The 14,154-nt window shown below is 65.2% G+C and carries 11 protein-coding genes; 8 read left to right on the top strand and 3 right to left on the bottom strand.

Annotated features, from left to right (window positions below):
* Positions 1-20 precede the first annotated feature (20 nt).
* The 3 genes from ppdK to SPMU_RS15350 form a co-directional block, all read right to left on the bottom strand.
* Positions 21-2,714 (bottom strand): pyruvate, phosphate dikinase, encoded by a 2,694-nt coding sequence (ppdK, locus tag SPMU_RS15360; RefSeq protein ID WP_088335016.1) that lies wholly within the window; start codon positions 2,712-2,714, stop codon positions 21-23.
* Positions 2,715-2,816: 102 nt separating this feature from the next.
* Positions 2,817-5,114, bottom strand: a complete 2,298-nt coding sequence (glyS, locus tag SPMU_RS15355; protein ID WP_088335014.1) for a glycine--tRNA ligase subunit beta — start codon at positions 5,112-5,114, stop codon at positions 2,817-2,819.
* Complete coding sequence (locus tag SPMU_RS15350; protein ID WP_088335176.1) at positions 5,111-5,980, bottom strand: glycine--tRNA ligase subunit alpha; 870 nt, start codon at positions 5,978-5,980, stop codon at positions 5,111-5,113. Before SPMU_RS15350 ends, glyS begins: the two co-directional genes overlap by 4 nt.
* Before the next feature lie 130 nt (positions 5,981-6,110).
* Between SPMU_RS15350 and SPMU_RS15345 the strand changes: the two genes are divergently transcribed.
* From SPMU_RS15345 to SPMU_RS15310, 8 genes are all read left to right on the top strand, one after another.
* A complete protein-coding gene (locus SPMU_RS15345) occupies positions 6,111-7,010 on the top strand; it encodes a TraB/GumN family protein (RefSeq protein ID WP_088335012.1) in 900 nt (299 codons plus the stop codon).
* A 125-nt stretch (positions 7,011-7,135) separates the two neighbouring features.
* Positions 7,136-7,750 carry a 50S ribosomal protein L25/general stress protein Ctc gene (locus tag SPMU_RS15340; RefSeq protein WP_088335010.1) on the top strand — a complete coding sequence of 205 codons (615 nt, stop codon included), beginning with the start codon at positions 7,136-7,138 and terminating at the stop codon, positions 7,748-7,750.
* A gap of 102 nt (positions 7,751-7,852) precedes the next feature.
* The gene (pth, locus tag SPMU_RS15335; RefSeq protein ID WP_088335008.1) at positions 7,853-8,422 is read left to right on the top strand and encodes an aminoacyl-tRNA hydrolase; all 570 of its coding nucleotides are present in this window, start codon (positions 7,853-7,855) and stop codon (positions 8,420-8,422) included.
* Positions 8,423-8,453: 31 nt separating this feature from the next.
* Positions 8,454-9,578 (top strand): glutamate 5-kinase, encoded by a 1,125-nt coding sequence (proB, locus tag SPMU_RS15330; RefSeq protein WP_245833402.1) that lies wholly within the window; start codon positions 8,454-8,456, stop codon positions 9,576-9,578.
* Positions 9,575-10,456 carry an NAD-dependent epimerase/dehydratase family protein gene (locus tag SPMU_RS15325; protein WP_088335006.1) on the top strand — a complete coding sequence of 294 codons (882 nt, stop codon included), beginning with the start codon at positions 9,575-9,577 and terminating at the stop codon, positions 10,454-10,456. Before proB ends, SPMU_RS15325 begins: the two co-directional genes overlap by 4 nt.
* A gap of 56 nt (positions 10,457-10,512) precedes the next feature.
* Positions 10,513-10,755 carry an acyl carrier protein gene (locus tag SPMU_RS15320; protein ID WP_088335004.1) on the top strand — a complete coding sequence of 81 codons (243 nt, stop codon included), beginning with the start codon at positions 10,513-10,515 and terminating at the stop codon, positions 10,753-10,755.
* 98 nt (positions 10,756-10,853) lie between these two features.
* Positions 10,854-12,116 carry a serine palmitoyltransferase gene (gene spt, locus SPMU_RS15315; protein WP_088335002.1) on the top strand — a complete coding sequence of 421 codons (1,263 nt, stop codon included), beginning with the start codon at positions 10,854-10,856 and terminating at the stop codon, positions 12,114-12,116.
* 49 nt (positions 12,117-12,165) lie between these two features.
* Positions 12,166-14,091 (top strand): ATP-binding protein, encoded by a 1,926-nt coding sequence (locus SPMU_RS15310; RefSeq protein ID WP_342746452.1) that lies wholly within the window; start codon positions 12,166-12,168, stop codon positions 14,089-14,091.
* Positions 14,092-14,154: the final 63 nt, after the last annotated feature.

The raw sequence follows: 14,154 nt of genomic DNA, 5'->3' as shown, positions 1-14,154 counted from the left end.
GGCCAGCTATCTGCTCGCTATCAGCCGCGCGCCTTCAGCGCAGCCTGCGCCGCCGCAAGGCGCGCGATTGGCACACGATAGGGCGAGGCCGACACGTAATCGAGGCCGACGCTTTCGCAGAAGGCGATCGACGCCGGATCGCCGCCATGCTCGCCGCAGATGCCAAGCTTGATGTCTGGCCGGGTTGCCCGACCACGCTCCGCTGCCAGGCGGATCAACTCGCCGACACCCTCGACGTCGATGCTGACGAACGGGTCCTTAGCGTAGATGCCCTGCTCCACATAGGAGCCGAGGAAGCGGCCGGCATCGTCGCGGCTGACGCCAAGCGTCGTCTGCGTCAGATCGTTGGTGCCGAAGGAGAAGAACTCACCCGCTTCGGCGATCTCGCCAGCGCGCAGCGCCGCGCGCGGCAGCTCGATCATCGTGCCCACGAGATATTCGACAGTCTTCCCGCGCTCGTCGAACACGGCCTTGGCAGTGCGATCAACGACAGCCTTCATCAGCTCCAGCTCGCGCTTGGTGGCGACCAGCGGGATCATGATCTCGGGGATCGGTGCCTCACCGGACTTTTCCGCAACATCGAGCGCCGCTTCGAAGATCGCACGGGCCTGAACCTCGTAGATCTCGGGGTACGTCACGCCCAAGCGGCAACCGCGGTGACCAAGCATCGGGTTGAACTCATGCAGCTCGCCGGCGCGGCGCTTCAGCGTGTCGACGTCGACGCCCGCCGCGGTCGCGACCTCGGCAAACTCGGCCTCTTCGTGCGGCAGGAATTCATGAAGTGGCGGGTCGAGCAGGCGCACCGTAACCGGCAGGCCAGCCATCACCTCGAAGATCGCCTGGAAGTCGCTGCGCTGCTCAGGCAGCAGCTTCTCCAGCGCGGCGCGGCGCCCGGCCTCATCCTCGGCGAGGATCATCTGGCGCACCGCGGTGATCCGATCCGCCTCGAAGAACATATGCTCGGTCCGGCACAGGCCAACGCCCTCGGCACCGAAGTCACGCGCGGTGCGGCAATCGAGCGGCGTTTCGGCGTTGGCACGCACCTTCAGGCGACGAACCTCGTCCGCCCACACCATCAGCGTTCCAAAATCACCCGCCAGCTCCGGCTGGATCGTCGCCACTTCGCCGGCCATCACCTCACCGGTGGCGCCGTCGATGGTCAGGAGGTCACCCTCCTTCACCTCGCGGCCGCCGACGCGGGCGGTCTTCGCCTTGTTGTCGATCGAGAGCGCGCCGGCGCCCGACACGCAGGGGCGGCCCATGCCGCGTGCCACCACTGCGGCGTGGCTGGTCATGCCACCGCGCGCGGTGAGGATGCCCTTTGCGGCGTGCATGCCGTGAATGTCTTCGGGCGAGGTTTCGGTACGCAGGAGGATCACCGCCTTGCCATCCGCCGCCCATTTCTCCGCCGTATCGGCGTCGAACACCGCCGCGCCGGATGCCGCCCCCGGCGACGCGGGAAGCCCCTTGGTCAGCACGTCGCGCGCGGCCGAGGGATCAAGCGTCGGGTGAAGCAGCTGATCGAGCGCCTGCGGATCGACGCGCAGGATCGCCTCGTCGCGGGTGATGAGGCCCTCGGCCGCCATGTCGACCGCGATCTTCAGGGCCGCTTTGGCGGTGCGCTTGCCCGAGCGAGTCTGGAGCATCCAGAGCTTGCCCTGCTGCACCGTGAACTCGATGTCCTGCATGTCACGATAGTGACGTTCCAGACGGTCGAACACGGCAGCGAGCTCGGTGTACGCCTCCGGCAGCGCTTCTTCCATGCTGAGCGGCTTGGCGCCTGCGTCTTCGCGCGCGGCCTTGGTGAGATATTGCGGCGTGCGGATGCCAGCGACGACGTCCTCGCCCTGCGCGTTGATCAGGAACTCGCCGTAATAAGCGTTGTGCCCGGTCGAAGGATCGCGCGTGAAGGCGACGCCCGTCGCGGACGTGTCGCCCATGTTGCCGAACACCATTGCCTGCACGTTGACCGCGGTGCCCCAGCTGCCCGGAATGTCGTTCAGGCGGCGGTACACCTTGGCGCGATCCGACTGCCACGAGCCGAACACCGCGCCGACGGCGCCCCACAGCTGGTCGTGCACGTCCTGCGGGAACGGCGCGCCCTGCTGCTCCTCCACCAGGCTTTTGAACTCGGCGACCAGCGCCTTCAGGTCTGCGGCGGAAAGCTCGGTGTCGAGCGTGAAGCCCTTGTCTTCCTTGGCGACTTCAAGCGCCTCTTCGAACGCGCCGTGATCAAGGCCGAGCACCACGTCCGAATACATCTGAATGAAGCGGCGATAGCTGTCCCAAGCAAAGCGCTCGTCGCCGCTGGCGCTGGCGAGACCCTCAACGGTTTCGTCGTTCAGGCCGAGGTTCAGGACGGTGTCCATCATCCCGGGCATCGAGACGCGTGCGCCCGAGCGGACCGAAACCAGCAGCGGGTCGGAGGCGTCGCCGAACTTCTTGCCGGTGATCCCTTCGATATGCACGATCCCGGCCGCCACTTCGCCGCGTACGCTTTCGGGGAAGGTTTCGCCCTCCTCGTAATAGCGCGTGCACATGGCAGTGCTGATGGTGAAGCCCGGCGGCACCGGCAGGCCGATCGAGGCCATCTCGGCAAGATTGGCGCCCTTGCCGCCCAGGAGGTTCTTGTCCCCGCTCCCGCCGTCGGAAACGCCGCCGCCAAATCGGTAGACGTACCGTTCGTCCGCCTGGGTCTTCGCCGCGGTTGCCATGGGTTATCGCCTCCTGAAACTCGTTATTGCGCCGCAACACACGGCCGGACGCCGGATTGCAAGTGCAAACCAGCGCCTTTGTAGATGTAACCGTTTACCCGCTTATCCCTCGATACGAGAGAAATCGGCGACACCGTGAACGGCGGCCCGGACGCGCGCGAGCAGGGCCAGGCGGCCAGCGCGCTTGTCAGGATCGGCATCGTTTACGGTAACTTGGTCGAAGAACGAGTCGATCGGCGCGCGCAGGCTGGCGAGCGCGGCCATTGCGGCTTCGAAATCCTGCCGCGCGATCGCTTCCCGGGCCGCCGGTTCGGCCACGTCTAGCGCGCCGACCAGTGCGGCCTCGGCGAGATCGGGATCATAGGCGGTGGGCTCATCCACGGCATCGTCATTTCCGCGCGGGCCGGAGCCCATCTCTCCACCTGCGCTCGCGGCGCCGTGTATCCCCGCCTGCGCGGGGATGACGGACGTGGCCGACGTGTCGTACCCTTCCTTCTTCAGGATGTTCGCCGCGCGCTTGTATCCGGCGAGCAGATTAGCGCCGTCTTCGGTGCCGACGAACGATTGCAGCGCCTTCACGCGGGCGAGCAGGCGGACGAGATCGTCCTCGCCGCCGAGCGCGAACACCGCGTCGATCAGATCGTGGCGGACGCCGGCTTCGCGCTGTTGAACCTTGAGGCGATCGGCGAAGAAGTCGAGCAAAATTTGGCTAAGCCGTCCTCCGGCTTCTGATCGAGCGAAGGTCCATAAGCCGTCTTCGGAACGTTCGAACCAATCGCTGAAGCGCTCCTCCTCAAGCTGCTCCGACGAGAAATAGTGATGCAAAAAGTCTTGCTGATATGCATGATCATCGAAGACGCGCTGATAGACAGCTTGCCAACCGTGGAGTTCAAGCGCCGCTTTGAACGGTAGTCGCGACCCGGTTCTTTCCAGAACCTGGATAACGCCAAGAGCTGCTCGGCGAAGAGCAAATGGGTCTTTAGAGCCTGTTGGGAGCAAGCCCCAAGCAAAGAACGAAAACAGCGTGTCCAGCTTATCCGCCAGCGAGACGGCCACCGTCACCGGCGCAGTCGGCACGTCGTCGCCCTGCCCTACCGGCTTGTAGTGATCGCGGATTGCCTCGGCGACTTGCGCCGCCTCGCCCTGCGCAGCGGCGTAATAGCCGCCCATCAGGCCCTGGAGCTCGGGGAATTCGCCGACCATCCCGGTGACGAGATCGGCCTTCGCGAGACGCGCGGCGCGTTCGGCGAGGTCGGGGTCGGCGCCCTTGACGATGCCTTCCTCGGCCAGCCAGCGGGCGAGCTTCGCCACGCGGTCGACCTTGTCGGCGACGGTGCCGAGCTTTTCGTGGAAGACGATCTTTTCGAGCTTCTTCGCCTGATCGGCGAGCAAGACCTTGAGGTCCGTCTCGTAGAAGAAGCGCGCGTCGGAGAGGCGGGCGGCGAGCACCTTGCGGTTACCCTCCACGATCCGCTCGCCGCCGTCCGCCGCGTCGATGTTCGCGGTGCAGATGAAGGCGTTGGCGAGCTTTCCGCCGGCATCGCGGCAGACGAAATACTTCTGGTTCACGCGCGCGGTGAGCTGGATCACCTCGGGCGGCACGTCGAGGAACGCCTCGTCGAAGCGGCCGAGCAGCGGCACCGGCCATTCGGTGAGGCCGGCGTTCTCGCTGACCAGCCCCTCGTCCTCGATCAGCGTGAGGCCAGCCATGTTCGCGGCGAGCTTCGCGCCGAGCGCGATGGTCGCGCGGCGTTCGTTCTGGTCAACGATGACGTGGCAGGCGCGCAGCTTCTCGACATAGTCGGATGCGCTACCGATGGTGATGACGCCCGGGTGGTGGAAGCGGTGGCCGACCGTCGCCGCGCCGCTTTCCACGCCAGCGACGGCGCACGGCACCACATCGTCGCCGAATAGCGCGATGATGCCTTGCAGCGGGCGGACCCAGCGCGGACTTTCGGTGGAGATCGAGGCATCGCCCCAGCGCATCGACTTGGGCCAGGGAAAGGCGCGGATGATCGCCGGGATCGCCTCAGCCAGCACCTCGGCGGTGGCGCGGCCCGGCTTGTCGATCACCGCGAACAAGGTTGCGCGGCCCTTCACCTCGCGGGTCTCGAGCGCGTCGCGCGTCAGGCCCGCCTTGCGCAGGAAGCCTTCGACCGCAGCATCGGGGGCGTCGGCGGGCGGGCCCTTCAGCTCCTCGCTCACCGCCTGCGTCTGCGCGGGCAGATCGCGCGCGATCAGCGCCAGGCGCCGCGGCGTTGCGTAGGTGACGATTTCGGCGGCCTTCAGCCCGGCCTTGTCCAGTTCAGCGGCGAACAGGCGGGCGAGATCCTCGCGCGCCTTGTCCTGCATGCGCGCCGGGATTTCCTCCGAGCGCAGTTCGAGAAGAAAGTCGGTCATGCCGCGCTCCAGTTCGCGAAGCGGGCTTTCCAGCCCTCGGCATTCTTTTCCATATACGCCGTGCAGGCACCCTTCGCGAGATCGCGGACGCGGCCGATATAAGCCTGACGCTCGGCGACGGAGATGACGCCGCGCGCGTTCAGCAGGTTGAAGATGTGGCTTGCCTCGATCGCCTGCTCATAGGCAGGGATCGGCAGCTTCGCGGCGAGGCAATTCTCGCACTCGGCCGCCGCCTTGCGGAACAGGTCGAACAGCGTGTCGGTATCGGCGACCTCGAAGTTCCAGGTCGACATCTGCCGCTCGTTTTCGAGGAACACGTCGCCATAGGAAACGCCCGCGTCGTTGAACCGCAGGTCGTACACATTGTCGACGTTCTGGATGTACATCGCCAGCCGTTCGAGCCCGTAAGTGAGCTCACCCGCGACCGGCTTGCAATCAAAGCCGCCCATCTGCTGGAAATAGGTGAACTGCGTCACCTCCATCCCGTCGCACCACACTTCCCAGCCGAGGCCCCAGGCGCCCAACGTGGGGCTTTCCCAGTCATCCTCGACGAAGCGGATGTCGTGGCGGGTGAAATCGATGCCGATCGCGGCGAGGCTGCCGAGATACAGTTCCTGGAGGTCAGGCGGGCTGGGCTTCAGGATCACCTGATATTGGTAATAATGCTGCAGCCGGTTCGGGTTCTCGCCATAGCGGCCGTCGGTCGGGCGGCGGCTGGGCTGGACGAAGGCGGCGTTCCACGGATCCGGGCCCAGGGCACGCAGCGTCGTTGCCGGGTGAAAGGTGCCCGCGCCCATGCGCATGTCATAGGGCTGGAGAATGGCGCAACCGCGCGCTCCCCAATAAGAATGGAGCCGCAGGATCATGTCCTGGAAGCTCAATGGCGCGTCTGTTGAGGTGGCGTTCATCGCGCGCCGGGCAATGGCGGATGGCTCGCCAACAGGCAAGGGCCCCGCTAGGCTTGCCCTGCCCTGATCAGGAAGGTTGCTTAAACACGTGTTCCGTCCCTTCACCTCGCTGTTCGCGTCCGTCGGTCTCGCCTTCACCCTGCCCGCCTGCGCCCAGCCCGCGCCTGCCGTGCAGCAGCAGGACGCCGATCCCGCATTGTGGGTGGTGCAGGACAAGGACACCACGATCTATCTGTTCGGGACCATCCACGTCCTGAAGCCCGGGCTTTCCTGGTTCGACGAGACGGTGAAGAAGGCGTTTGATCGGTCGGGCACCTTGGTGCTCGAAATGGTGGAGCCCGATCAGGAGACCCAGCAAAGGGTGGTTGTCTCCAAAGCCTTTGCGAAAGCCGGCCCGCCGCTCACGGAGAAGCTGCCCGAGGACAAGCGTGCGGCGTTTGTGAAAGCGTTGGAGGACAACAAGCTCCCGCGCGCTTCATTCGAACGAATGCAGCCTTGGTTCGCCGCGATCAGCCTGTCCGTACTGCCCGTTCAAAAGCTTGGCTATGACGCAGGAAACGGGCCGGAGGGCGTGCTCACCCGGGCGGCCAAGGCGCAAAAGAAGCAGGTCATGGGGCTGGAGACCTTTGAAGGGCAGATGTCGATCTTCGACTCGCTGTCGGAGAAGGCGCAGCTCGACTTGCTCAACTCCACCGTCGAGGAGCTGCCCAAGGCCGGCGAGACGATGGACCGGATGGTGAAGGATTGGGCGACGGGCAACCCGGATGGCCTTGCCGCCACGATGAACGAAAGCCTGAAGGATTCGCCCGAGGTGGGCAAGGCATTGCTGGTGGATCGCAACGCCAAATGGGCGGCGTGGATCGCCGAGCGGATGCGCACGCCGGGCCGTGTATTCATCGCTGTCGGCGCCGGCCATTTGGCGGGGCCGCAGAGCGTTCAGGCGCACCTTGGCAAATATAGATTGAGGGCTGTGCGGGTGAAATACTGAGCGGGCAAGCGGCAAGCGGCGGGATTGCCTTTCCCGCCCTCCCCCGCTATGCGCGCCCGCTTCCGGCCATGGTCATCCCTGGAGGCGTGGCGCGGAAGGACACACATGAGTTTCGGAGAATATCGATGAGCGACCAGTTGACGCTCGCAGCCGAGACGCGTGACCGGGTTGGCAAGGGAGCCTCCCGGGCGCTGCGTCGTGACGGCCGCGTCCCCGCCGTGATCTACGGCCAGAACAAGGAACCCACCTCGATCCATCTCGAGGAAAAGGAGCTTGTGAAGGCATTGGGCACGGGCCACTTCATGAACACCGTCGTGATGATCAACGGCGAGCGCACCCTGCCCAAGGACGTGCACTTCCACCCGGTCACCGATCGTCCGGTTCACGTCGACTTCCTGCGGATTTCCGCGCACGCGACCGTCACCGTTGCCGTGCCGGTGGTGTTCGCCGATGAGGAAGAGGCCCCCGGCCTGAAGAAGGGCGGCGTGCTGAACATCGTTCGTCACGAGCTGGAGCTGGTGTGCGACGCGGCGGAAATCCCGTCGGAAGTCATCATCTCGCTCAAGGGCCTGGACGTGGGCGACTCGCTCCACATCTCCGCCGTGACGCTGCCGCAGGGCACGCAGTCGGCGATCGACGATCGCGACTTCACCATCGCGACCGTTGTTGCTCCGTCGGCGCTGAAGTCGGCCGAGGGCGACACGTCGACCGACGCGGCTGAGGAAGCTGCTGGCGAGTAAGACAGCCGACCGCCGCCGTTTGGCGGCGCGGTTATGCGGGCGGGTGGCGGCAACGCCCCCGCCCGTTTTCGTTGGGGCGCTAACGATACGAATGGATCGGTGATGCAGCTATGGGTCGGCTTGGGCAATCCGGGCCCGCAACATGCCATGCAGCGACACAATGTGGGCTTCATGGCGGTGGATGCGATTGCCGAGGTGCATGATTTCGGCGCGACGGTGAAGAAATTCCAGGGCTGGATCCGTGAGGGTCGACTGGGCAACCAGAAGGTGCTGCTGCTCAAACCCGCGACCTTCATGAATGAGAGCGGCCGCAGCGTTGCGGAGGCACTTCGCTTCTACAAGCTCGGCGTCGAGGCACTGACGGTTTTTCACGACGAGCTCGATCTTGCGCCGATGAAGGTGAAGGTGCGGGTGGGCGGCGGCCTCGCCGGCCACAATGGCCTGCGCTCCATCGACCAGCACCTCGGGCCTGAGTTCCGCCGCGTGCGCATCGGTATCGGCCATCCCGGCCACAAGGATCGGGTGACCGGGCATGTGCTCGGCAACTACGCCAAGAGCGAGATAGATTTGCTGAGCGACCTGCTCGGCGCCATGGGAGCGGAGTCGCCAACCCTTGCCGCGGGGGACGACGTTCGCTTCATGAACGACGTGGCGCTGCGGCTACAGGGCTGAGCCCCGCCACACTGCCCTTCCCCATCGCTGCATGGCGCATTATCGCCTGGGCACGATGCTTTTTCCGCCCGCCTCATGCCCCCGCCTTGTGGTCAAGATCGGCTCGGCGCTGCTGGTCGATCCGGCAGGCGCGGTGCGGCGGGACTGGCTGGCCGGGATTGCCGCCGATGTCGCCGACCGGGCCCGTGCCGGGCAACAGGTGGCGATCGTCTCGTCCGGCGCGATCGCGCTCGGCGCGCGGCGGCTCGGACTGCCGCGCGGCGGCCGCGCCAGCCTGGAGGATGCGCAAGCTGCTGCCGCGACTGGCCAGATTGCGCTAAGCCAGACATGGGCGGAGGTGCTCGGCGCCAATGGGCTGACAGCGGCGCAGATGCTGGTGACGCTTGATGATCTGGAAGATCGCCGCCGATACTTGAATGCCGCGGCGACGCTGGGTCGGCTGCTTCAGCTCGGCGCGGTGCCCGTTATCAACGAGAACGACAGCGTAGCTACTGCCGAGATCCGCTTCGGCGACAACGATCGGCTTGCGGCACGTGTGGCGCAGGCGGCGGGAGCGGAGGGCGTGATGCTGCTGTCCGACATCGACGGCCTCTACGATCGTAATCCGGCGCAGGCCGGAGCGATGCATATTCCGGAGGTCTCGCGGATCGACGCTCGCATCGCCGGCATGGCGGACGACGGCTCGGCTTCCGGCATGGGCTCGGGCGGCATGGTGTCGAAAATCGAGGCGGCCCGGATCGCCACCTCGGCCGGCGTCGCACTTGCAATCGCGTCCGGCCGGATCGAGCGCCCGCTCTCCGCCACTGCGCGACACACCATCTTCCTTCCGGAAAAGCGGGCACGCGCGCGCAAGGCCTGGCTCGCCGGCCGCTTGACCGTGAAGGGCATCGTGCAGGTCGACGCTGGCGCTGCCGAGGCGTTGATGAGCGGGCGCAGCCTGCTGGCTGCTGGCGCAACCGGCATTTCCGGCGCCTTTGCACGCGGCGATGTCGTGGCGATTGAAGGACCAAGCGGGCCGATCGCACGTGGGCTGGCCGAATATGATGCGGCGGAAATGCAGCGTCTGCTCGGCCGCCGCAGCGACGAGCATGAGGCGTTGCTCGGCTACGTCCCACGCGCGGCATTGATCCACCGCAACCATATGGCGCTGCTGTGATCCTGGCGCTGACCGGCGGGACCGGCTTTGTCGGACGCGCAACGATCGAGCACGCGCTTAGTGCAGGGCACAAGGTTCGCGCACTCACGCGCCGGCCGGCGTCCGACCGTGCCGGCGTTACTTGGGTGCCAGGCGCGTTGAGTGACGCGGCGAGCCTTGCCGCGTTGGTCGATGGGGCGGACGCCGTTGTCCACATCGCCGGCGTCGTGAACGCGCCGGACCGCGCAGGCTTCGTCGCGGGCAACATCGAGGGAACAAAGGCCGTGGTCGCCGCCACCGGGCAGCGGCGGCTGGTGCATGTCTCCTCCCTCTCGGCGCGCGAGCCGCAGCTGTCGGTTTACGGCTGGTCGAAGCACGAAGCAGAAACAGTTGTTGCGAAAAGCGACACCGACTGGACGATCGTCCGGCCAACCGGCGTTTACGGCCCGGGCGATACCGAGCTCAGGGACATGTTCCGGCTAGCACGCGGCGGGCTGGCCTTCCTTCCACCACCCGGCCGCGTGTCGCTGATCCATGTCGAGGATCTCGCGCGATTGCTGGTCATTCTTGCAGCGAGGAAGGGCGCGCGCGAACTGTTTGAAGTTGATGACGGCTACACATTGACCCACGCTGATCTCGCCGCAGCGATCGGCCGCGCGGTCGGGCGACGCGTGATGCCGATGCATCTTCCCAAACCGCTGATGCGGCTGGGCGCGCGGCTGGACCGGGCACTGCGCGGGGATGGCGCCAAGCTGACGCTCGACCGGGTCGACTATCTAAGCCACCCCGACTGGACAGCGCGTCCCGAGATGCGTCCGCCCGTTACCTTATGGGAACCCGGGATTCCGCTCCACGCGGGGCTTGCGCAAACCGCGCGATCGTACGTCATCGCACGATGACCACGCTTCCGCCGCATTCGATTGGCACCTCGCCTGCTTGCAGCTAAGGACCTGGCATGAGCGATCGCGATAGCATTTTCGAAACCGTCAAGGCCCAGATCGAACCCTTCAACAAGAAGGGCGTCACCGTGACCGAGGCAACCACCTTCCAGGGCGATTTGGAATGGGATTCGCTGACGGTGATGGATTTCGTTGCCGCAGTGGAGGACGAATTCGACATCATCATCACGATGAACATGCAGGCGGAGATCGAAACCGTCGGCCAGCTTGCCGATGCCGTCGCCAAGCTGAAGAACTGAACGCCCGTTTGCGCGACGGGCGATAACCAGAACCAGACCGGGCGTGCGTCGCCCGGTGTTTCGACACGACCCGATGTGAACGGTTGGGGATTGAACACATGACCGAAACCGGCCTCCAGGCAGAAGCGCTGCCCGCCGACCCTGCCGCAGTGGCACCCGAACGCGACCTGTTCGACAAATTCGGGCCGCTAATTGCAGAACGTCAGGCGCTGCTCGATAGCGGCGTACGCGATCCGTTCGGGATCGTGATGGAGGAAGTGAAATCCCCCACCGTGGCGGTGATCAAGGGCCGCGAGACAATCCTGCTCGGCACCTATAATTACATGGGGATGACGTTCGACCCGGACGTGATCGCCGCGGGCAAGGAAGCGTTCGACAAGTTCGGCACAGGCACCAACGGCAGCCGCGCGCTGAACGGCACCTTTCACGATCACATGGAAGTCGAGCAGGCACTGCGCGATTTCTACGGCATGTCTGGCGCAATCGTCTTTTCAACGGGTTACCAGGCGAACCTCGGCGTCATCTCAGCGATCGCGGGCAAGGGTGAGTATATCATCCTCGATGCCGACAGCCATGCGTCGATTTACGATGGCTGCGCCATGGGCAATGCAGAGGTGGTCCGCTTCCGCCACAATTCGGTCGAGGATCTCGACAAGCGGCTTGGCCGCCTGCCGAAGGAGCCGGGCAAGCTGGTTGTGCTCGAGGGTGTCTATTCCATGCTGGGCGACGTCGCGCCGCTGAAGGACATGGTAGCTGTCGCGAAGAAGCATGGCGCGATGGTGCTGGTGGACGAGGCCCATTCCATGGGCTTCTTCGGGCCGAACGGCCGCGGCGTCTACGAGGATCAGGGGCTGGAGGATCAGGTTGATTTCGTGATCGGCACCTTCTCCAAATCGGTCGGCACGGTTGGCGGTTTCTGCGTGTCGAACCATTCGAAGTTCGAGATCCTGCGCTTCGTCTGCCGTCCCTACATCTTCACGGCAAGCCTGCCACCCGCAGTGGTCGCCTCTGCGACCGCATCGATCCGCAAGCTGATGAACGCCGCTGATAAGCGCGAGCGGCTGTGGGCCAACACGCGTCAGCTTCATGGCGGGCTCAAACAGCTCGGCTTCCGCTTGCCGACGGAGACGCCTGAATCCGCCATCGTGGCGGTCATTCTCGACGATCAGGAGCAGGCGGTACGCATGTGGCATGGGCTGCTGGAAGCGGGACTATACGTCAACGTCGCGCGCCCCCCGGCGACACCCGCCGGCATGTTCCTGCTGCGCTGCTCGGTCTGTGCGGAGCATACGCCTGAGCAGATGGCGAAGGTCGTGGCGATGTTTGAAGCGGCAGGACGGGAAACCGGTGTGATCGTTTGATCGGTCACCGGCCCCCGCTTCCGCCGAGTCGATACATCTGTTAGTTCCTGTGCCCGTGATTGCGGACAAGGGCGTCAACGCTCCCAAAGGGCTGGCTTCGGCCTGGCGCACCATCACGCTTTTCGTGATGGGTGTCCTAGGCCTCGGCGTCTTGGTGGCACTGATCCTGGCGCTTGGCGCGGCGAACCGCCAGCGCAACCAAGCGGTTTCGCTGCAGTCGCGCAGCTACGAGGTGATGATCCTGACCCGGACACTCTCGGGCACGATCGCGCAATCGGAGGCGTCGCTGGGACGCTACGTCATCTCCGGCGACAAGCAACTCGGCCAGCTATATTTCGATGACTGGCGCCGCGCCGGAGAGCAGATCCAGCGCCTTGCCGCGCTGACCCATGACGACGCTCAGCAACAGCAGCTCGTCGCGCGGTTACGATCCGCCTATCATGATCGTGGCGAAGAACTGTCGCTAACGGCGCTTTCGACCACGCACGGGAAGAACGAGCAAGCGCTTTCCCGCTATTATGCCGCTCGCCAAGCCCCCGCCCTGGCCGAAATCCAAGTCGTGCTGGACGCGATCATTGCCGCCGAGCGAGAGGTGCTGGTTCGCCGTACCGCCGCGGCGATGGCGGAGGTGAACCGATCCACGAAGGCCGCTTTCGTACTCTCTGTTTTCGGCGTTCTGCTGTTCCTGGGGGCGATCGCCCTTGGCTGGCTAACTGTCCGAGCACTGACGGGGCGCACGCTGGCACAAGCAGAGGCGGAGGCGGAGCGGGCACGCGCCGAGGAACTGGCCGTAGCGGTGAGCGAGGCAACGGACGAGCTACGCACCCAGGAAGCCCGCCTTCGCCAAGCGCAGAAGATGGATGCGGTGGGCCAGCTCACCGGCGGGATCGCGCACGATTTCAACAACATGCTGGCGATCGTTATTGGCGGGCTTGAGTTGGCCAAGCGTTCGCTGGCAAGCGAAGGCGGCGATCCGATCCGTCATATCGAGAGCGCACGGGACGGCGCCATGCGCGCGGCAGAGCTTACGCGACGCCTCCTTGCCTTTGCCCGGGAAGGTCCGATTGATCCGCAACCGCTCCATGTCGGCACCCTGCTCGGCAATATGCGTGATCTGCTGGATCGCACGCTCGGCGACGGCATTACCGTCGACATCGTTGATACAACCGACGGCGCCTATGTCTGCGCCGATCGGGTGCAGTTCGAAAACTGCATTCTCAATCTGGCGGTGAACGGCCGGGACGCGATGGAGGGCCGCGGGCTATTGACCATCACCGCGCAGCGGGCATGCTCGGGTGACGGCGATCTCGTCACAATCGCGGTGCGCGACACTGGCTGCGGCATGACGCCCGATGTCGTAGAACGGGTATTCGAGCCCTTCTTTACCACTAAGCCCGTGGGCAAGGGTACGGGCCTCGGCCTTAGCCAAATCTTCTCGTTCATTCGCCACCTCGGCGGCGAGGTCGTGATCGATTCAGCGCCTGGCGCGGGCACCACCGTGCGCCTGCGCATCCCACGCGATACCAGCCAGAAGATGGAGCAGCAGCCCCAACGGGCAGAACCGCTGGCGACCCCGGCAGTGGGATCGCTGGCGATCCTGGTGGTGGAAGACGATCCGCGCGTGCTTTCAGCGACGATCGGCGCGCTCGGTGAACTTGGCCACCGCACCATTCCCTGCCCTGACCCTGCAGAGGCACCCGCCCAGCTTGACCTTGAAGGGCCGGTCGATCTGATTCTCAGTGACGTACTGATGCCAGGCCAAACCGGACCGGAGATGATCGCCGGGCTCGACCCGCGACACGCCGGTGCCGCAGTGCTTTTCGTGACCGGCTTTGCCGGCGAGATCCGTGATCCCGAGCTTTTCAACGGCCATCATGTCTTGCGCAAGCCGTTCACCCTCACCGCTTTGGAAGGCGCCATCGCGGAAGCGATGGCACGCCATCATGCCAGCGGACACAGCATAGCCGCCGAGTAAGGCCGCGACGACAGCTACCCGAGGCTTTCGCGCATGTAGTGCAGACCGGTGAGGCGCTGTCTT

This window comes from Sphingomonas mucosissima (assembly GCF_002197665.1).
Lineage (GTDB): Bacteria > Pseudomonadota > Alphaproteobacteria > Sphingomonadales > Sphingomonadaceae > Sphingomonas > Sphingomonas mucosissima.
The sequence above is the reverse complement of the archived record's forward strand: the minus strand, read 5'-3'. Positions and strand labels throughout refer to the sequence as shown.

Excerpts from the sequence above, each read along its gene's own strand:
- ppdK (WP_088335016.1), bottom strand. The coding sequence starts at position 2,714 with ATGGCAACCGCGGCGAAGACCCAGGCGGACGAACGGTACGTCTACCGA.
- glyS (WP_088335014.1), bottom strand. The coding sequence starts at position 5,114 with ATGACCGACTTTCTTCTCGAACTGCGCTCGGAGGAAATCCCGGCGCGC.
- SPMU_RS15350 (WP_088335176.1), bottom strand. The coding sequence starts at position 5,980 with ATGATCCTGCGGCTCCATTCTTATTGGGGAGCGCGCGGTTGCGCCATT.
- SPMU_RS15340 (WP_088335010.1), top strand. The coding sequence starts at position 7,136 with ATGAGCGACCAGTTGACGCTCGCAGCCGAGACGCGTGACCGGGTTGGC.
- pth (WP_088335008.1), top strand. The coding sequence starts at position 7,853 with ATGCAGCTATGGGTCGGCTTGGGCAATCCGGGCCCGCAACATGCCATG.
- proB (WP_245833402.1), top strand. The coding sequence starts at position 8,454 with ATGGCGCATTATCGCCTGGGCACGATGCTTTTTCCGCCCGCCTCATGC.
- SPMU_RS15320 (WP_088335004.1), top strand. The coding sequence starts at position 10,513 with ATGAGCGATCGCGATAGCATTTTCGAAACCGTCAAGGCCCAGATCGAA.
- spt (WP_088335002.1), top strand. The coding sequence starts at position 10,854 with ATGACCGAAACCGGCCTCCAGGCAGAAGCGCTGCCCGCCGACCCTGCC.